General features: G+C 43.8%; 14 protein-coding genes. 2 read left to right on the forward strand and 12 right to left on the reverse strand.

The genetic code is table 11. The annotated features are described in order from the left end of the window. The first annotated feature begins 108 nt into the window (after window positions 1-108). Window positions 109-1,680, forward strand: a complete 1,572-nt coding sequence (locus DWZ47_RS24015) for a sodium:solute symporter (protein WP_117514919.1) — start codon at window positions 109-111, stop codon at window positions 1,678-1,680. A gap of 89 nt (window positions 1,681-1,769) precedes the next feature. Here the strand turns inward: DWZ47_RS24015 and DWZ47_RS24020 are convergent, their stop codons facing one another. The 12 genes from DWZ47_RS24020 to DWZ47_RS24075 form a co-directional block, all read right to left on the reverse strand. Further along, window positions 1,770-2,447, reverse strand: coding sequence for a vitamin B12 dependent-methionine synthase activation domain-containing protein (locus DWZ47_RS24020; protein ID WP_004316145.1), 678 nt, complete (start codon window positions 2,445-2,447; stop codon window positions 1,770-1,772). Continuing rightward, entirely contained in the window at window positions 2,440-3,450 is a 1,011-nt protein-coding gene (locus DWZ47_RS24025) for a uroporphyrinogen decarboxylase family protein (protein WP_117514920.1), read from the reverse strand. The genes DWZ47_RS24020 and DWZ47_RS24025 overlap by 8 nt, the downstream gene beginning before the upstream one ends. 150 nt (window positions 3,451-3,600) lie before the next feature. Then, a complete protein-coding gene (rpiB, locus tag DWZ47_RS24030) occupies window positions 3,601-4,035 on the reverse strand; it encodes a ribose 5-phosphate isomerase B (RefSeq protein WP_004297448.1) in 435 nt (144 codons plus the stop codon). Further along, the gene (locus DWZ47_RS24035; protein WP_008774882.1) at window positions 4,035-6,044 is read right to left on the reverse strand and encodes a transketolase family protein; all 2,010 of its coding nucleotides are present in this window, start codon (window positions 6,042-6,044) and stop codon (window positions 4,035-4,037) included. The genes rpiB and DWZ47_RS24035 overlap by 1 nt, the downstream gene beginning before the upstream one ends. A gap of 142 nt (window positions 6,045-6,186) precedes the next feature. Further along, window positions 6,187-7,731, reverse strand: a complete 1,545-nt coding sequence (locus DWZ47_RS24040) for an alpha-N-arabinofuranosidase (protein ID WP_117514921.1) — start codon at window positions 7,729-7,731, stop codon at window positions 6,187-6,189. A 120-nt stretch (window positions 7,732-7,851) separates the two neighbouring features. Next, window positions 7,852-10,254 carry a glycoside hydrolase family 127 protein gene (locus tag DWZ47_RS24045; protein WP_117514922.1) on the reverse strand — a complete coding sequence of 801 codons (2,403 nt, stop codon included), beginning with the start codon at window positions 10,252-10,254 and terminating at the stop codon, window positions 7,852-7,854. A 141-nt stretch (window positions 10,255-10,395) separates the two neighbouring features. Further along, the gene (locus DWZ47_RS24050) at window positions 10,396-11,991 is read right to left on the reverse strand and encodes a xylulokinase (RefSeq protein WP_008644040.1); all 1,596 of its coding nucleotides are present in this window, start codon (window positions 11,989-11,991) and stop codon (window positions 10,396-10,398) included. 102 nt (window positions 11,992-12,093) lie between these two features. Continuing rightward, entirely contained in the window at window positions 12,094-13,620 is a 1,527-nt protein-coding gene (gene araA / locus DWZ47_RS24055; RefSeq protein ID WP_117514923.1) for an L-arabinose isomerase, read from the reverse strand. 41 nt (window positions 13,621-13,661) lie between these two features. Then, a complete protein-coding gene (locus DWZ47_RS24060; protein ID WP_004297457.1) occupies window positions 13,662-14,345 on the reverse strand; it encodes an L-ribulose-5-phosphate 4-epimerase in 684 nt (227 codons plus the stop codon). A 5-nt stretch (window positions 14,346-14,350) separates the two neighbouring features. Next, window positions 14,351-15,067: an NUDIX hydrolase gene (locus DWZ47_RS24065; protein ID WP_117514926.1), complete on the reverse strand. Its 717-nt coding sequence runs from the start codon at window positions 15,065-15,067 to the stop codon at window positions 14,351-14,353. A 136-nt stretch (window positions 15,068-15,203) separates the two neighbouring features. Further along, window positions 15,204-16,898 carry a sodium:solute symporter gene (locus DWZ47_RS24070; protein WP_004297459.1) on the reverse strand — a complete coding sequence of 565 codons (1,695 nt, stop codon included), beginning with the start codon at window positions 16,896-16,898 and terminating at the stop codon, window positions 15,204-15,206. Between the two features lie 25 nt (window positions 16,899-16,923). Next, window positions 16,924-18,063, reverse strand: a complete 1,140-nt coding sequence (locus DWZ47_RS24075; RefSeq protein WP_117514924.1) for an aldose epimerase family protein — start codon at window positions 18,061-18,063, stop codon at window positions 16,924-16,926. Between the two features lie 376 nt (window positions 18,064-18,439). On the opposite strand from DWZ47_RS24075, the gene DWZ47_RS24080 reads away from it, so the two are divergent. Then, window positions 18,440-20,422: an alpha-L-arabinofuranosidase C-terminal domain-containing protein gene (locus tag DWZ47_RS24080; protein ID WP_117514925.1), complete on the forward strand. Its 1,983-nt coding sequence runs from the start codon at window positions 18,440-18,442 to the stop codon at window positions 20,420-20,422. Window positions 20,423-20,533 lie beyond the last annotated feature (111 nt).

Below are 20,533 nucleotides of genomic sequence, written 5' to 3' on the forward strand. Positions count from 1 at the left end.
ATCAACACGGCTCTTAATTACATAGCCTATCAAAACCGTGAAATCCATGTAATCCTTGCCTAAAGAAAATTAGATTTAAACTTACGTTACTTATTTAATACTTGAATTATGCATGTGAAATTCTTAGAGACATTAGATTGGAGTATTCTGATTGCCTACTTCCTTATTTTGATAGCTATTGGTATATGGGCAAGTTCAAAACGAAAAAAGGGGAGTAGTCTTTTCCTTGCGGAGAATTCGCTGAAGTGGTATCATATCGGCTTTTCCATGTGGGGGACGAATGTGGGACCTTCCATGTTGATAGCTTCCGCAAGTGCTGGATTTACTACCGGTATTGTTTCGGGGAATTATGCCTGGTATGCATTTGTCTTTATATGTCTGCTTGCTTTTGTCTTTGCTCCCCGATATTTGGGTAGTCGCATTACGACATTGCCCGAATTTATGGGAAAACGTTTCGGACAATCTACCCGTAACATCCTTGCTTGGTATACCATTATTACCATTCTTATTTCATGGCTTGCATTGACTTTATTTGCCGGTGGAGTCCTGATCCGTCAAGTCTTCGATATTCCTATGTGGCAATCAGCATTGCTGTTACTTGTCATCTCCGCTTTCTTTACAATGCTCGGCGGACTGAAAGCTGTGGCCTACACGAATGTATATCAAATGATACTGTTGATTGTAGTATCAGCCACACTGGCTATCATGGGAATCTATAAAGTGGGCGGTGTAGGCGCACTGGTGGATGCCGTTCCGGCGGATTACTGGAATCTTTTCCATCCAAATGATGACCTGGCTTTTCCTTGGCTACCTATTATCCTGGGTTATCCTATTATGGGAGTTTGGTTTTGGTGTACGGATCAGTCGATGGTGCAACCGGTTCTTGCTGCCAGGAATCTCAAAGAAGGACAGATGGGAACCAACTTTACCGGATGGTTGAAAATATTAGATGTACCTCTTTACATTCTTCCCGGCATTATCTGCCTCGCTTTATTCCCACAATTGGAGAATCCCGATGAGGCTTACATGACAATGGTGACTCATCTGTTCCCGACAGGAATGGTCGGCTTGGTATTGGCTGTATTGACAGCAGCATTGGTAAGTACTGTCGGCTCTGCTTTGAATGCATTAAGCACGGTATTCACGATGGATATCTATGTGAAGAAAATCCGACCGCAGGCCAAGCAGAGAGAGATTATCAGAGTGGGACAAGTGGTTACGGTAGTCGGTGCACTGATCTCTGTGATAATAACCATAGCGATCGACAGCATCAAGGGACTGAATCTATTTAATGTTTTCCAGTCTGTACTGGGATTTATAGCTCCTCCGATGGCAGCCGTATTCCTCTTTGGCGTGTTCTGGAAACGCACCACTACTCTGGCAGCTAATATGGCTCTGACATTGGGAACAGTGTTCAGCATCGGAGTGGGAATCTTGTATTTATGGGTGTTTCCGGCAGAACAATATGATGTATGGCCCCATTTTATGCTGCTTTCCTTCTACTTATTCGTTATCATCGGAATAGGCATGATAGTAGTCAGCCTGTGGGATAAGTCTCCGCAATTGGGCATCTTGAATATGGAAAAGATAGAGGACAAACCTGCACGAATTGTTCTTATCCTATGGGGATTACTTATTGTGACCATGATTGGGCTTTACATCTTCTTCAATGGCCACTAATTTTTATTCACCACAGAGAACGCAGAGGACACAGAGATTATTATCTAATAATAAAAGACTCTGTGTCCTCTGCGTTCTCTGTGGTGAAACTATTTTCTGCGAAAACAATTCTCATACGTACACAGCCCGCAAGTATATTCCAGCTTACGGACATGAGAACCCACTCCAATAATACCACTTACAGATTTGATGGGAATCATTAGGCTGGAATCTGTCAACTGAATACCACAGGGCGAAGCGACCGGAAATAAGGAGAATAGTTTTTGTTGTTCCGATACGTGCCATCCGCAATAACCGGGGCTGTATCTGTTAGTGTGCTTCCAACCTCTCTTTTCGATAAATGCAGCCAACTCCTCTTCCATGCAATCAGCAGCCTTTTCTGCAATGATGCTCCCCAATGAGTCTGCTATATATACTTTCACCATGTCGTCCTCTTGCTGAAGCAGATGTTGAAACTCCTCAAATTCAACTCCCGCAGTGGCGGTAAAAAAGGCAAAGGCTTCCGAACCCCGTAGTTGGCGGGCAATGGTTTTACCGGTTGAGAGAACCGTATCTTTTACAGTCAGTGTTGCTTTTTCAGTGTCAAGCAGTCCGTCAGTGAGGAAAAAGAAAAAACGGGGACGAAGAAGGGGAGTGATACGGTCAAGTAACGTATTTATTTCTTCTATAACCATTCCATCCGGCATAGAATCTTTATATCCCATCGCCTCGTAGATATCGGACGATGGGATTTGCAGTTTCTGGTAAGTAAGTTCCTGTTCAACCATTATTGAACTCTTCCAATGCAGTATAAAATGCATCTATATTAACAGAAGACGTATGTGGCGGAATATCACAACCACTTGACAATACGAAATTCGGATATGCACGGGTAGCCTCCAATAGTTGCAAAGTCGCTTCCTTCATAGTCTCCGGACCTGCCATTTTGAAAAGGCTCACCGGGTCCAGATTTCCCATTGCCAGTGCATCGGTCGGAACCTCTTTCAACGCTTCCTCCATTTTGATTTTATTCCCGAAATGATAAGCGGCTGCACTGGTATAAACCATCGCTTGCGTGCAATTCCCTGTGTTTCCGCAATTATGAAGCACTACGGCAAAGTGATCATCCTGTACCTTCTCTATTATTTCTTTCACAAATAAAGAAGAATATTGCAGGCAATCTTCGTTGGATAACAGTCCTGCAGCAGGTTCAGCCATGACTACACCGTTCACACCAGTTGCTTTCAATGCCATGCAATAGCGGGTGATGAAGTCACTGCATTTTCTTAATAACGTATTGGCTGCATCGGGATTAATATAAATCAGCATCATGATTTCCGACATATCATACAAACGTCCGGCCAGCGAATAAGGACCGATGCAACCGGCAAAAACCGGACGATCTGTTACATTTCTGGCTGTCAGCATATTCGCTTTAAGATATTCCGGGATTCTTCCTTTATTCAACGCCGGAACTTCCAGCTTTTCAATAGCAGCTTCATCCGCCAGTAAACGGCCGGACACACTGGGCACCTCATTTTCCGGAAAGAGAATCTCTGCCCCGAAAGCTTCCGCTTCTACCGTCAGATCCATGATAACGGTTGCTGCCGCAGCCGGATACTTGTCACAAAGAGCCTTGATAGCCTCATAATGAACCTGTCCGTTTGTTACCGCATCATGCACCGTTTTCCCGATAAATTCGATACCCGGATGTGTCATGATCGGAATTGCAATCGTTTCCTTACGTTGGATCGTTTGGCTGATCCATTCTTTCATATTCAGTTTACCCATAATTTCAGTTTTTAATATCGTCTTGTAATAAAGACGAAGTTGCCCTTCTTTTGTAATCTCGTATATGATAAAATCTGATACCGGTATAAAAATAAAGCTGCTCTTCTTTCTGAAGGGCAGCTTTACACCTATTTGATTTATCTTCGAGCTTTATTTTACCGGAATCTTATCAATACGGTTCTGATGACGGCCACCGTCAAATTTGGTAGAGAAGAACTCTGTCAAAATCATGTCCGCTTCTTCAGTGCTGATGAAGCGTCCCGGCATAACCAGTACATTAGCGTCATTGTGCTGACGAGCTAGGTGTGCGATTTCTGCATTCCAGCAGAGAGCAGCACGAACCCCTTGGTGCTTGTTCAGCGTCATATTGATTCCGTTTCCACTGCCGCAGATAGCGATACCGGGATAACATTCTCCCGATTCCACTGCAAGAGCCAGCGGATGAGCATAATCCGGATAGTCTACGCTTGCGGTAGAGTTAGTTCCGAAATCCTTGTAAGCCCAGCCTTTTGCTTCCAGCCAGCCGCGAACATATTCTTTCAGTTCAAAACCGGCATGGTCGCATGCTAATCCGATTGTTTTCATTAGAGCATTGCTTTTACTTGGTTATATACGTTCTCGGCAGTAAATCCAAGTTTCTCATCCAATACTTTATAAGGAGCAGAGAAACCGAAAGATTCCAATCCCCAAACTTTACCGTGGCAACCTACCAGACCTTGAAGAGTGACAGGCAGGCCGGCAGTCATACCGAAAATCTTCGCATCTGCCGGAAGGATAGCTTCCTGATATTCTTTCGGTTGGTTGCGGAACAGACCTTCAGACGGAGCAGATACAATGCGTACCTTCACGCCATCTTTGCGAAGCAACTCTGTGCCGGCTACCAATGTAGACACTTCAGAACCTGAAGCTACCAGGATAACATCCGGATTTTCGTCGGAACCTGCTACGATATAAGCACCCTTAGCTGCTTGTTCGTAATCTGTTCCTGCCGGTAAGTTGGCAATATTTTGGCGAGAGAAGATCAATCCTGTCGGAGTAGACATATTTTCCATAGCAAGTTTCCAAGCAATGGTTGTCTCTTCTGCATCAGCCGGACGAAGTACCAACATAGAGTTGTGTCCCTTATGGTTTTTCAGTTTTTCCATCAGGCGGATTTGAGCTTCCTGTTCTACCGGTTCGTGAGTAGGACCGTCTTCACCTACGCGGAATGCGTCGTGTGTCCAGATGAATTTCACCGGTTGTTCCATCAAAGCAGCCATACGTACGGCAGGTTTCATGTAATCGGAGAATACGAAGAATGTACCGCAAGCAGCGATCACACCACCGTGGAGAGACATACCGATACAGATACAAGCCATTGACAATTCAGATACACCTGCTTGGAAGAATGCTCCGCTGAAATCACCTTTCTTGAAAGAATGAGTCTTTTTCAGGAAACCGTCAGTCTTGTCAGAGTTAGAAAGGTCGGCCGAAGCAACGATCATGTTTTCTACCTGTGTAGCAAGTGCGCCCAATACGGTTGCAGATGCAGCACGAGTAGCGCTACCTGCTTTCTGTTCGATAGCAGCCCAGTCCACTTTCGGAGCTTTGCCCGAGAAGAAGAGTTCCAGTTTTGCTGCCAGTTCCGGGTTTGCTTTCGCCCATGCAGCTTTCTTTGCATACTTTTCAGCAACGATCTTTTTCAGTTCTTCTGCTCTTTTTGCATACAGTTCGGCTACTTCCGGGAATATAACGAACGGGTTAGTAGGATCACCACCCAGATTCTTGATTGTATTTACGTATGCGTCGCCGCCGAGAGGAGCACCGTGTGTAGCGCAGTTAGCTTCATAGCTGCTGCCGTCTGCCTTGCGTGCACCTTTACCCATTACGGTTTTACCGATAATCAGCGTCGGGCGTTCTTTTTCAGCCTGTGCTTCTTTGATTGCCGCACGGATTTCGTCAGGATCATTACCGTTGATACTAAGTACGTTCCATCCCCATGCTTCATATTTCATGGCAGTATCTTCAACGGTTACGTCTTTCGTTTCTGTAGAAAGCTGAATATCGTTGGAGTCATAGAACATAATCAGGTTGTCCAATCCCAGTGCACCGGCAATACGTCCGGAACCTTGAGAGATTTCTTCCTGAATACCACCGTCAGAGATGTAAGCGTAAATGGTCTGATTCATCACCTCGTCGAAACGGGCTTTCAAGAATTTGGCAGCGATAGCAGCACCTACTGCAAAAGTGTGTCCCTGTCCCAGTGGACCAGAAGTATTTTCGATGCCACGCATGATGTCCACTTCAGGGTGTCCCGGAGTAGGGCTTCCCCATTGACGGAATTCTTTCAGCTCGTCCAGCGTGAATTTTCCTGTCAATGCCAGCGTAGAATAAAGCATCGGAGACATGTGGCCCGGGTCGAGGAAGAAGCGGTCACGTCCTTCCCAACGGGGATTTTCAGGATCGTATACTAGAAACTCAGAGAAGAGTACATTTACAAAATCAGCACCACCCATGGCGCCACCCGGGTGACCGGAATTGGCTTTCTCAACCATTGAAGCAGCAAGAATACGGATGTTATCCGCTGCACGATTCATAAGTTTGTTATCGTTCATATCATTAAAATTTAATTGATTTCTATCAGATTGTTCGCAAAGATAACTCTTTATGTGGATTTAACAATCCCAAAGAGCTATCTTTTTTATCGACAATTTTACGGTCTTCTTGTTTGTGATACAATAAGTAATTGCCCTAAAATTACTGTAACTCTAAAGTAACAATGGACTTAGCAGGAAGTTTTACCTTCATTGTACCTTTATTGATTTTTACCTCTTTGAAAGGTGCCGGTTTTACAATATTAGGGTTTTCAAAAGAATTGTAATCGGTCAGTTTTGCAGAGGTCAGAATCTCTCCGACTGCTTTTTTGGCTTTCGTATCACCCAGATTGATGGTGATTTCCTGTGCTTCGTCAGCATCTACATTGGACAGAGAAATGTGGATCACTCCATCTTTGTTTTTGGAAGCTGTGGCGCTTACCATCGGAACGGTGCGGTTATCACGTACACTCATCTTTTCGCAAGTCAGGTCGATAGGAAGATAAGTGGCATCCTGATGTACTTTATACATCTTGAAGACATAATAAGTAGGAGTGAGCACCATTTCTTTGTCTTTTGTCAGAATCATCGATTGAAGTACGTTGACAATCTGTGCGATATTTGCCATCTTCAAGCGGTCTGTATATTTGTGGAATACATCAAGACTTAAAGAAGCCACGAAAGCATCACGCAACGTGTTTTGCTGATACAGATGTCCTTTGATGGTTCCCGGTTCCTCATCCCACCAGGTTCCCCATTCGTCCAGTAAGAGAGCGATTTTCTTGTCCTTGTCATATTTGTCCATGATGGTACAATGTTTCTTGAGTACATCTTCCACTTCCAGACATTTGCCCATCGTCCAGTAATAATCATCCTTGTTGAATTGAGTGGCTGATCCTTTGCTACCGCTCCATCCGGTTACGGTATAATAGTGCAGAGAAAGACCGTCCATCCGGTGTCCTACACGATTCATCAATACATCTGTCCATTTGTAATCATAGTCACTTGCACCACTGGCAATTTTGAACAGACGGTTGCCGTCATAGTTACGGCAATAAGTAGAATAACGACGGTATAAGTCCGCATAATATTCCGGACGCATGCTGCCACCACAGCCCCAGCTTTCATTTCCTACTCCCAGATATTTGAGTTTCCATGCTTTGTCACGACCATTCTTACGACGAAGATTGGCCATGGGAGAGTCCCCGTCGGAGGTCATGTATTCCACCCATTTGGCGAGTTCTTCTACGGTACCGCTACCTACATTTCCACTCACGTATGGTTCGCAACCCAGCATTTCGCAAAGATTCAAAAACTCGTGTGTTCCGAAACTGTTATCTTCAATGGTTCCGCCCCAGTTGTTGTTCACCATCTTCGGACGGTTCTCTTTCGGACCAATGCCGTCCATCCAGTGGTATTCATCGGCAAAGCATCCGCCCGGCCAGCGAAGGACGGGAACGGACAAGTCTTTCAGTGCATTGAATACATCTGTGCGGTATCCCTTAATATTGGGAATATCCGAGTTTTCGCCTACCCAAAGACCGCCGTAGATACATGAACCCAGGTGTTCGGCAAACTGGCCGTAAATTTCCTTCGGTATGATTTCTTTGCCTTGGTCGGCATGTACGGTTATGGTAGCACTCTTTTGTGCAGAAAGAGATACAGATGCTGCCAGAAAAGCCGTGCTGACTAATAGTTTTGCTTTCATAAATGGTATTTGTTTAATGATTATTTTTTACCACAGATTACGCAGATTATCACAGATTGATTTTATTCTGACTACTATCAATAAATAATCTGTGTTAATCCGTGTAATCTGTGGTGACTTCTATTTTAGTAAACGAACTTCATAAACGGCAGAGGTCCATTCCGTCCCGTCAGGGATAAAACGTATCGGACAACTACCCGTATTCAGTTTTTGAGGCAGAACATAAGAAAGAGTAATGAAACCGTCTTTATCTGCTTCACTGATAGTCGGATGAACAGCCAACTTTTCGTTATTCAAAAGAATAGCCACTTTATTGCGGTCATCTTTCCGTATTGTAATCAGTATGCGGCTTGCTTCCTCTTTCACTTTCAGCTGATAGCCGAACCAACCTTTGGCACGTCGGAAATGCCGGTCTTTATTCGTCCCTGTTTCTGCCTGTTCATACTGGATGCCATGGTCAGACTCCGGCTGCTGTTCGCCAGGGAAGATAAGGTCAATGGTTTGATTAGCCAATTCTGTTGCTTTTCGTTCAGCCGTTGCCATCTCTTCCTGAATCGCTTTAAACTGCTCTTCGCTTGCCTGCCGGAAATAAACGGCATAACGGGAATTATGCAGGCGGAAGAACGGAACGAGTTTCAATGCTTTGCCTTGTGCAGGATACACCTCTCCGTTATAGCTGAAAGTAATCCGGCTATTCTGTTCTTTCTGAAGAGATTTGCAGATTGAATCAGGATTTCCTATCAGCATCGGGACTTCTTGCAAAGGAATTTGTTTGCCATGAGCGATATGTCCGCCACGGCTGTCATCGGCATATAAACCATCAAGATGTTCAGTGCCTGTGGAAGCTGCAAGAACGATTGGACCATATAAGAAAGCATAATAATCTTTCTTGTCGGGAATCTGTTCCACGCTGACTTTCATAGGCAAGTGGAAAGTAATGACATCTCCTTTTTTCCATTTGCGGGAGAGGGGAAGATACTGGTTACCTTTTGCCATAACGAATATTTTTCTTTTTCCATTGATGCTGACGCTATATCCTTTGGATTGGTTCGCCCATTCCGGAATACGTATCATTAAAGTACGTTTTTTCTTAGGCGCTTCATCTATTCGCAAAGTTACCTTGTCGTCATCGGGGAAACGGGTTTCCTGTGTCAAAATAATGCCTTGCTCTTTCCAGGTCAGTTGTGAAGGAATGAAGAGATTGACATAAAGAGTGTCTTTCCGATACGCATAGATAAATTCACCGTATTTGGTATGATTCTCCAAGCCTGAACCTACACAGCACCACATTGATGTTTCCGGTTGTGAGTACACACGATAGTGTCCCGGACGTATGGGAGTGAAGTAGACAAATCCACCTTTATCCGGCTCTTGTGACGCTAGAATATGATTGTAAAGCGCACGTTCGTAATAGTTTACGTAGTTGGGATCAGGTTCGTTTGTTTGATTCGGATTGTGAGAATTCTGATAAAGCATTTTGGTAAGACGGAGCATGTTGTAAGTATTACAGGTCTCCGGTCCTTGAACGTCGTTCAGCATGGACGTGAAGTTATCCGACGGATGGAAATGTTCACGAACACTATTTCCTCCGATGCAGACGGAACGGTGATTGACTACCGTGTTCCAGAAAAAACGGGCGGCATGATCCCATTCTGCAGCATGATTCCAATTTTTGTCGTCTTGTGAAAGTTCGGCTATTCGCTTGTAGCCGATCACTTTCGGAATCTGTGTGTTGGCGTGCATCCCCGTCAATTTGTCTTCCTCTTTGATAAGCGGGTCTAAGATAAGCTTGTGAGAGAAACGGCGTGCCAGTTCCAGATACTTCTTGTCGCCTGTGATTTCGGCCACGTCAGCGAACGTTTCGTTTAATCCGCCATGTTCGCTACGAAGCATATCCTGCATTTGTTCGTCACTCAAGCCGGAAGTGATATCGATCATCCAGTCTGTAAAAGCGATAAGCATTTGGTGTGCAAGGTCGCTTCCTGCATAGATATATGCATCCCGCAATCCGGCGTAAGTCTTATGTATATTGTATAAAGGTACCCATTTGCCGTTAAGGTCGAAACCTCCGGCACGGATCTTTCCTGCTTTTATATCTTTCCAAAGTTGAAGGCTTCCCGGAGTTCCTCCGATGAATCCTGTGCCGACAGTTTGCTGTGCCCGATTCAACTCATTCAGCATGTAGTTGAGGCGATTATAGACTGCGGTATCTCCGGTGGCGGCATACATCATGGAAAGTGCGGATAAATAATGTCCGCCGATATGTCCGTCCAATCCGGTATTTTCCCAATTGGTGTAGCTGGGGGCTTTAGGCTGTAACCCTGCTTCGCGGAGAAAAGGAGCGAGCAGACGGTCGGGGTCTAATGCAAGTATGTAATGTAGATCAGTCTGTTGAGCTTGCAGAAACGGACTATCCAATAGTTTCACATTTTGTAAAGGGAAGTAAGACACCTGTGGAGCGTTTTGAGCTTTGGCCAGTGAGGTGGACAGGACAAGTGCAAGTATGAACGAGGTGGTTTTCATGATAATAGTCTCCCCATCTCCCTCTCCAAAAGAGGAGAGGGGTGGAGATAATTAATGTTAATACTTAGTTAGAATTGGCTCTTGATAAACAGCGATTTATCGGCAATCTCTGATGAACAACAATGGATTGCCGACTGTCAATTATTTAAATTTGACTGCTGCCTCTTCGATAGGCAATCCTGCCTTGTAATTTTCGATGTATGCATTGAAGCCGGCTACATCTTCGGGCGTAGGTGATACCTCGATACCCGCGTCACCGACAAATACGCTTTCATCCAGAAAATCGGCAAGAGATTGTTTCTTTTCATTGTTCACGAGGTAAGAACCTAACAGGGCAATACCCCAGGCACCACCTTCACCGGCTGTTTCCATCACGGAAATAGGCGAGTTGATGGCTGCAGCAAGTATTCTTTGGCCTACTCCCTTTGTTCTGAATAATCCTCCGTGACCAGTAATTCTGTCCACTTTGATTTTTTCTTCGTTGAACAGGATGTCGTTACCAATCTTGAGTACTCCTACCGAAGCATACAAGTGAGTCCGCATAAAGTTTGCCAGGTTGAACTTGTCATTTGCCGAACGTACAAACAAAGGTCTTCCGTCAGCAAGTCCTGTTACAGGCTCGCCTGAAATATAATTGTATGAAAGCAAACCTCCACAATCAGTATCACCAGTGAGCGCAATATTGTAGAGTTTACTATAGATTTCATCCATATCTACAGGTATGCCCAGAAGCTCCTGGTATTCCTTGAACAAGTTAACCCATGCGTTGAGATCAGAAGTGCAGTTGTTGCAATGCACCATGGCTACCAGACTTCCGTCAGGAGTTGTCACCATGTCAATCATTTCGTATGGCTTCGACAGTTCTTTCTCCAATACAATCATTGAGAATGAAGAGGTACCTGCGGATACATTTCCGGTACGTTGTTTGACTGCGTTAGTCGCAACCATTCCGGTACCTGCGTCTCCTTCCGGCGGACAAACCGGTATTCCTGCCTTCAAATGACCCGATGCATCGAGTTTTTTACTTCCTTCCGGAGTGAGGACACCGGCATTTTCACCAGCTGACAATACTTTAGGCAGAATATCTTCTAGTTTCCAGTTATATTCTTTCGGAGCAATCAGTTTGTCGAACTTAGCCACCATTTCAGCAGAATAGTTGTTAGTAGTTGGATCAATAGGAAGCATACCTGATGCATCACCTATTCCCAGCACCTTTTCGCCTGTGATCTGCCAATGCACATAACCTGCCAGAGTGGTCAGGAAGTCGATTTCATTAACGTGTGATTCATTGTCTAAAATAGCCTGATACAAGTGGGAAATGCTCCAACGTAGAGGGATATTATAGACAAATAGTTCGGATAAAGCAGCCGCTGCGCGACCTGTATTGGTGTTTCTCCAAGTGCGGAAAGGCACGAGGATTTCTTCTTTTTTGTTGAATGGCATATAACCATGCATCATAGCGCTGACACCGATGGCAGCCAGAGTCTCGATCTCTATGCCGTATGCATTCTTTACGTTAGTACGAAGATCGGCATAGCAATCTTGCAGCCCTGACCAGATGGCTTCAATGCTATACGTCCAAAGTCCGTCAACTAACTGGTTTTCCCAAGTGTGGCTACCTTGAGCAATAGGCTTGTTTTCCTGGTCGATCAAGACAGCTTTTATTCGTGTAGAACCGAGTTCTATACCAAGAATTGCTTTACCTGCCTCGATGGTTGATTTTGCATCTAATTTCATGTTGAAATCAATATTTTAAGGTATAACGATCATTATAAAAAAATCAAGTTTCGCAAAAACTTAACGAAATAATTAAGCCATGCGAAACTTGAATAATTGTTTTTAGCAAAGTGCTTTATTCAACATGTAATAAACTTCGTTCATGCGCAATTCTTTCTTGAAGCAGCTGATCGTAGTATCCTTGTTGATATGTACCATTTCGATACCTGCGATTTCAGCATAATCTTCCCAATATTCTGCTGTCAGGTCGTAAGAGAAGCAAGAATGGTGAGTTCCACCAGCCAGAATCCATGCACCTGCACCTACTTCAAGGTTTGGCATCGGAATCCAGAGAGCAGAAGCAACCGGCAACTTAGGCAGCGGTTTCGGCTCGATACATTCTACGTCGTTCACGATCAGGCGGAAACGGTTACCCATATCTACAACAGTAGCAGTACAGCCTGTACCTACTTTTGAAGTGAAGACCAGACGTGCAGTCTGACTCTTGCGGATACCTATACCGAGGAAGTGTACTTCCAGGCGAGGTTTGTTGGCGGCGATAAGCGGGCAGATTTCCAACATGTGTGACTGAAGGATAGAGCTGTTTGCACCATCGAAGTTCAGTGTGTAATCTTCCAGGAATGAACAGCCTTTAGGGAGACCTTGATTCATCACCCATACAGTACGGTAAAGAGCAGCCGATTTCCAGTCACCTTCAGCACCGAATCCATAACCTTCCGCCATCAGACGTTGTGAAGCAAGACCCGGGATTTGATCGAAACCATTGTATTCAATGTCGCCCAAATCGTCGAAGTTGGTAGTAAATCCTTTGGCACCTTTTGCTTTCAGGATAGCGCGTATAGCCAGTTCAGCCTTGGCAGCATTCCATACTTTCTGGTAAGCTTCAGTTGATTTATCTTCCAGAGAAGCATCGTGATCATATTCCTTGAAGTAAGTAGCTACCAATGCATCTACCTCTTCATTTTTGATATCCTTGTGATATTCCATCAATTCGCTTACCGGACAGTAATCTACGTGGTAACCCATACGTTGTTCAGCTTCCACTTTATCACCATCGGTTACAGCTACGTTGTTCATCTGGTCGCCGAAACGGATAATCAGCATATCCTGTGAATCTGCCCAACCGGCACAAACACGCATCCAAACGGCAATCTTATGCAAAGTCTCTTCCTCTTTCCAGTAACCTACCACTACTTTACGACGGATACGCATACGGGTACAGATATGTCCGAATTCGCGGTCACCGTGAGCAGACTGGTTCAGGTTCATGAAATCCATGTCCATTGTATCCCAAGGAATTTCCTTGTTGAATTGAGTATGCAGGTGCAACAAAGGCTTCTTCAACTGTTGCAAGCCGTGAATCCACATTTTAGCAGGAGAGAACGTATGCATCCAAGTGATAACACCGACACACTTTTCGTCATTATTGGCTGCTTTGAAAACAGCTTCCACTTCTTTAGAAGAATTAGCTGTTCCTTTGTATACCACCTTTACAGGGAGTTTACCGGATTCGTTCAATCCGTTAACCATTTCATTAGAGTGTGCGTCTACTGCGATTACTGCGTCACCTCCGTACAAAAGCTGTGCTCCTGTTACGAACCATACTTCATATTGATCAAATGCGTTCATAATGTTATTGCTTTAATTTTTAATTGTTACTTTTTAATTGATTATTGTCCATAATAAGCATTCGGACCATGCTTGCGGCTGAAATGTTTCTCTATCAGCAACGGATTCATTGTTAAATTGGGATTTACCGCATAAGCGATACTTGCCATTTTAGCCACCTGTTCCATAACCACAGCATTGTGTACGGCATCATGCGCGTCTTTTCCCCAAGAGAAAGGACCGTGATTTTTTACCAATACTCCCGGTGTATGTACAGGATTTAATCCTTCAAAACGTTTCACTATCACATTACCGGTTTCCAGCTCGTAAGCACCTTTCACTTCCGCTTCTGTCATATCCGCTGTGCAGGGAATGGCATCATGGAAATAATCCGCATGAGTCGTTCCGATGTTCGGAATGTCGCATCCCGCCTGTGCCCAGGCAGTAGCATAAGTAGAGTGAGTATGAACCACTCCGCCAATCTCCGGAAATGCTTTGTAAAGTACTACGTGAGTAGGAGTATCCGAGGATGGCTTCAGTCGTCCTTCAACGACCTTGCCATCCAAATCCACTACTACCATATCTTCGGCTTTCATGTCATCATAACTTACACCACTGGGCTTGATTACTACCAGCCCGCTTTCACGGTCGATAGCAGAAACATTGCCCCAGGTAAAGATGACTAATCCATGCTTTACCAATTCGAGATTGGCATGAAATACTTTTTCTTTTAGTTCTTCCAGCATAATGATTAGATTTTAAATTTCGGGTCTTTGCGGTAAGCCTTGCCGTTGAACTTATACAAGGCAGCCCCTCGTTTGGAACCCAGTTTATCAATTTTATCAGTCTTTTCTATATAATCCATTTCAGCTACTCTTTTACGGAAATTCCGTTTATCCATTGTTTCACCGTAAATGGCTTCATATAAACTTTGTAATTGGGATAATGTAAATAGCTTCGGCAATAGATTGAAACCGATGGGCTCTACAGATGCTTTCTGTTTCATCAGTTCCCGTGCTTTTTCTACCATTTCAGGATGGTCGAAGATAAGCGGGGGAAGTTCATTTATATTCACCCAGTAAGCATTGTGTTTCTGAACCTGTTTCCGGTCATACTCATTGATGTTAATCAATGCATAATAAGCCACGGAGATAACCCGTTCACCCGGATCGCGATCGATAGCTCCAAAAGCTCCCACCTGTTCCATGTAAACGTTTTCCAGTCCGGTAAGCTCATGCAATACACGTTTAGCGGCATCATCCACACTTTCATTGTTTTGTACAAATCCTCCCATCAGTGACCATTCACCCATTGCCGGCTCGAAGTTTCTCTTTAACAATAACAGGCTGATTTCCCCTTCGTAGAAACCGAAAATGATACAGTCTATGCCGACATAGAAGGCCGGATTCGAGCTATAATAAACCTTTTCCCGCCCCTTTTCCAAAGAGGGGGAATTAGAGGTTATCATTGGCTCTTGTGAATTATCTTTATCCATTTAGATTGTGATTTTAGTTATAATAAAACAGTCTTTCCGTAGATAAGACTATTTTCAGGCTTCTCTTTCAACCCTTCCCTAAGAGGAGGGTTGAAAGAGAAGCTTATTTTTACCAGAAATACCAGTAGAAAGCAGCAGTAATGGCCAGAATAATTACCGTATGAATAATATCCCAGTGATTCCAGCTTGCACGTGTAGCGGCTTTTTGTTCCTTAGTAGCCGTACCGAATACTAGTCCCTGAATCTTTTCTGCAGTTGGAGCTTCTGTTGCCAGACTGACTACGATTACTACAATAATACAGAACAGGAACATCCATCCACAGAAGAATAACCAGTTCATGTCATAGAACAAATATTTGAATGTAGAATCAGCTACTTCACCTGCGTTGCTATAATATACTTTTGCGCCGAGGCGGGTCAACCCGATTACCATGCCGGAGATCAATCCCCACATACCACCCTGGGCGGAAGTACGTTTCCAGCAGATCCCCAGTAAGAAAGCGGCAGCGATACCTGGTGCCAATACAGACTGAACATCCTGCAAGTAAGTATAAAGTACATCACCTACACTACGCATGATAGGAATCCAAAGAATACCTAAAACAACGATTACAATTGTTGCAATCTGACCGATACCCACCAGCTTCTTTTCCGGAGTTTCCGGTTTGAAACGTTTGTAAAAGTCGATAGTAAACAACATGGCTGATGAGTTAAACAGAGATGCAAGGGAACTCATCAAAGCGGCAAGAATACCACATACTACCAAACCTTTCACGCCCGCAGGAAGTAATTTGGCTACTAATGTCGGGAAGGCGGCATCAGCATTTGCTGTTCCGTTAGCCAGCATCGGTAAGAAACCTTCACCACCGGCACCGATATATTTTTGATGTAATGCAAATGCAATCATACCAGGAATCAAGAAAAGGAATACGGGTAGCAGTTTCAGATAAGCACCGAAAATAGTACCACGACGAGCTTCCATTTCATTTTTACCTGAAAGTACACGTTGTACGATGAACTGGTCGGTACACCAGTACCAGAAACCGATAATAGCCGAACCGATCAAAGCACCCAACCAAGGGAAGTTTGCATCATCGTTGCTACGAATCAGGTTAGTCATTGTATCACCGTAATCATTTACAGTAACAGCGCCGCAGACTCTCATCATTTCGTCCCATCCACCTAATTCTTTGAAACCGAGCACTAGAATTATTAATGATCCTAGCAGTAGGATAGGGGTTTGAAGAACAGAAGTGTAAAGAACTGATTTCATACCACCGAAGATAGTATAAAGCGCAGTTAACACTACCAGACCGATAGCTGCAATCCAGAAGAAATCAATTCCCCAAAGCTCTTTGATACCGAATACTTGTTGGAATACGAGGCCACCGGCATAAACAGTTACGGCTACTTTGGTCAATACATAACTTACAAGAGAAATTACAGATAAAATAGTACGTGATTGAGGATTATAACGACGCTCCAGGAATTCCGGCATTGTATATACCATGCTTCGTGTATAGAAAGGAACGAATACCCATCCCAAAATCAAGATCATCCATCCCTGGATTTCCCAGTGTGCCATAGCCATACCACTGGATGCTCCGGCTCCTGCCAGTCCGATCAAATGTTCCGAACCAATGTTTGATGCAAAGATAGAGGCACCGATTGCAAGCCATGTTGCGTCGCGTCCACCCAAAAAATAATCCGCCGAGTCATTTTGTTTTTGTCTGACTACCCAAACAATAATACCGATCAGAGCCAGAAAAAAGACTCCGATTACTAGCCAATCTAATGCTTCCACAATAAATATGATTTATAAGTTAATATTATTTCTCTACAGAGAATTTGAAAATACATTCGCTATTATAAGTTTGTCCTGGTTCCAGTACAACAGACGGCCAGTCTGCCTTGTTAGGACTGTCAGGATAGTGTTGTGTCTCCAGACAAACAGAAGCACGCTGGTTATAAACGATACCTTTTTTGCCGGTTACCGTTCCATCGAGGAAGTTACCGGTATAAACCTGTATACCCGGTTCGTTGGTATATACTTCCAGAGTGATGCCGCTTTCAGGTGAAGTTAGTTTGGCTGCTACTTGAGAAAGATCTCCCTTAGTGTTGAGCACCCAGTTGTGGTCATACCCTTTTCCGTTCTTCAGTTGAACGAAATCATAATTGTTGATCTCTTTACCTACCGCTTTCGGAGTGGTGAAGTCCATCGGAGTGTCTTTTACCGGAGCGATTTCGCCTGTAGTCATAAAAGTACTGTCTACCGGAGTATAATAGTCTGCGTTCACATACAGTATGTTGTCAGTTGAAGCTTTTGACGGATCACCAGCCAGGTTGAAGTAAGAATGGTTGGTCATATTGATGATCGTCTTTTTATCGGTAGTTGCGCTATATTTGATGTCGATAGCGTTGTCTTCAGTTAGTTTATAGGTCACTTTAGCTGTTACATTCCCCGGGAAGTTTTCGTCTCCGTCCGGTGAGACAAGTGTCAGTTCCAACGTTGTCGGATCAATCAGATTAGCTTCATAAACTTTGTATTGCCAACCTTTCGGACCTCCATGCAGGCAGTGGCCGAAATTGTTTTGCGGCAGTTGGATGGTATCACCGTCCAATGCGAAACGTCCCTGGTTGATACGGTTTGCATAGCGTCCGATAGAAGCGCCAAAGTCACTCGGTACATTAATATAATCAGCAATGCTGTCAAAACCTAAAACTACATCCTGCATCTGACCATTTTTGTCGGGTACCATGATAGACACGATACGTCCTCCGAAGTTAGTGATGCATACTTCCATGCCTGCCTTATTCTTTAATGTGTAAAGAGCTGTTTGGGCATTATTCACTTCTGTTTGAAATTTTACCGGGTCAAGACCGGATAAGGTCAGCTCGGAAGTCGGCTTGTTATTGCACGCAGCCAGCATCAGCGCGGCAAATCCTGCAAGTAGAAAATGTTTTTTCATGGTTTTATTTTTAATGTAAATGAGATGCTTATCTTATTTTGGGTGTAAAAGTAACACTTTCGTTTGGTGTATCAAATACACTCTTATATGTTATGCAGCATAAATGGTATGTTTTATGGTTGATCGTATACCTTATTATATATATAAATGTACGCTTCCGGTGTTAATATTCACATAATAGATTGTGGTAATAGGTATCTTTTTATCTAATTTCGTATTATAAATGATAGCTGTCGGATGGAAAATTGTGCAAATGAATGGAAATTGATCCTTTTTGACCGATAAGCGCCTATTAATGATAAAATCGGGTACGGGTAAAATAGAGAATCTGATTATCTTTGTATTTTAACTATTATATAATTTTATATTGAGAACCATGAGAAAATACACGAATTTATTGGCCGTATTAGCCTTATCTGCAGGTATGGCACTTCATGCACAAACCAACGAGCTGGTGATTCAGACGAAGAAGTTGGGTGCGGAAATCCAACCTACTATGTATGGACTCTTTTTTGAGGACATCAACTACGCTGCCGACGGCGGACTTTATGCCGAACTGGTGAAGAATCGTTCCTTTGAGTTTCCACAACACCTGATGGGATGGAAAACGTATGGAAAAGTGTCATTAATGAACGATGGTCCTTTTGAGCGTAATCCGCATTATGTGCGCCTTTCCGATCCCGGACACGCACATAAGCATACCGGATTGGATAACGAAGGTTTCTTCGGCATCGGTGTCAAGAAGGGAGAGGAGTATCGTTTCTCTGTTTGGGCGCGTTTGCCGCAAGGAAGTACAAAAGAAACATTGAGAATCGAACTTGTAGATACCCAATCAATGGGCGAACGTCAGGCACTTGTTGCAGGGAATCTTACGATTAATTCTAAGGACTGGAAAAAATACCAGATAATCTTGAAGCCCGGCAGTACTCATCCGAAATCCGTACTCCGTATTTTCCTTACCTCCAAAGGAACAGTAGATTTAGAGCACGTCTCCCTTTTTCCGGTTGATACCTGGAAAGGACATGAAAATGGGCTTCGTAAAGACCTGGCACAAGCATTGGCGGATATTCATCCCGGAGTCTTCCGCTTTCCCGGTGGTTGTATTGTAGAGGGCACTGATCTCGATACCCGTTACGACTGGAAAAAATCAGTAGGTCCTGTAGAAAACCGTCCTTTGAACGAGAATCGTTGGCAGTATACTTTTACCCACCGTTTCTTCCCCGATTACTACCAAAGCTACGGATTGGGATTCTACGAATATTTCCTGCTGTCTGAAGAAATGGGTGCGGCACCTCTGCCGATTCTGAATTGCGGACTTTCCTGCCAATATCAGAATAATGATCCGAAAGCTCACGTAGCCGTTTGTGATTTGGATAACTATATTCAGGATGCACTCGACCTGATTGAGTTTGCTAATGGAGACGTGAATACCACATGGGGAAAGGTACGTGCCGATATGGGACATTCTGCTCCGTTTAACCTGAAGTTTATCGGTATCGGTAACGAACAATGGGGGAAAGAATATCCCGAACGTCTCGAACCGTTTATCAAAGCCATTCGTAAAGCTCACCCGGAAATTAAAATAGTAGGTAGCTCCGGTCCGAATTCCGAAGGAAAAGAATTTGATTACTTGTGGCCTGAAATGAAACGCCTGAAAGTTGATTTGGTGGACGAACATTTCTATCGTCCTGAAAGCTGGTTTCTGGCTCAAGGCGCCCGCTATGACAACTACGACCGTAAAGGTCCGAAAGTATTTGCCGGCGAATATGCCTGCCATGGAAAAGGAAAGAAATGGAATCATTACCATGCTGCTTTGCTAGAGGCTGCTTTTATGACCGGATTGGAACGTAATGCTGACATCGTTCACATGGCTACCTATGCTCCGCTTTTCGCTCATGTGGAAGGATGGCAATGGCGTCCTGATATGATTTGGTTCGATAACCTGAACTCTGTGCGTACCACTAGCTATTATGTACAACAACTGTATGCGCAGAATAAAGGAACAAATGTGCTTCCCCTTACCATGAATAAGAAAAATGTAACGGGAGCCGAAGGGCAGAACGGACTCTTTGCCAGTGCTGTTTACGATAAGGATAAGAATGAACTGATTGTAAAGGTTGCCAATACCTCCGCCACAGCTCAACCGATTTCCTTGAATTTTGAAGGATTGAAGAAACAAGATGTACTGTCTAATGGTCGTTGTATCAAACTTCGTTCGCTTGATTTGGATAAGGATAATACACTTGAACAACCTTTTGCCATCGTTCCGCAGGAAACTCCGGTATCTATTGAAGGCAATGTGTTTACTACCGAATTGGAACCCACTACGTTTGCAGTATATAAATTTACGAAGAAATAAGTAGAACTAATTAGATGTTATTAGATTAATAGATTTTAGATTTTTGTTAATTGTAAAAAGTAAGAGGTTGTGTCAAAACGTTGGCACAACCTCTTTTATATTTTACAGTTC

The organism is Bacteroides sp. AF32-8BH, from assembly GCF_003435205.1.
GTDB lineage: Bacteria > Bacteroidota > Bacteroidia > Bacteroidales > Bacteroidaceae > Bacteroides > Bacteroides ovatus.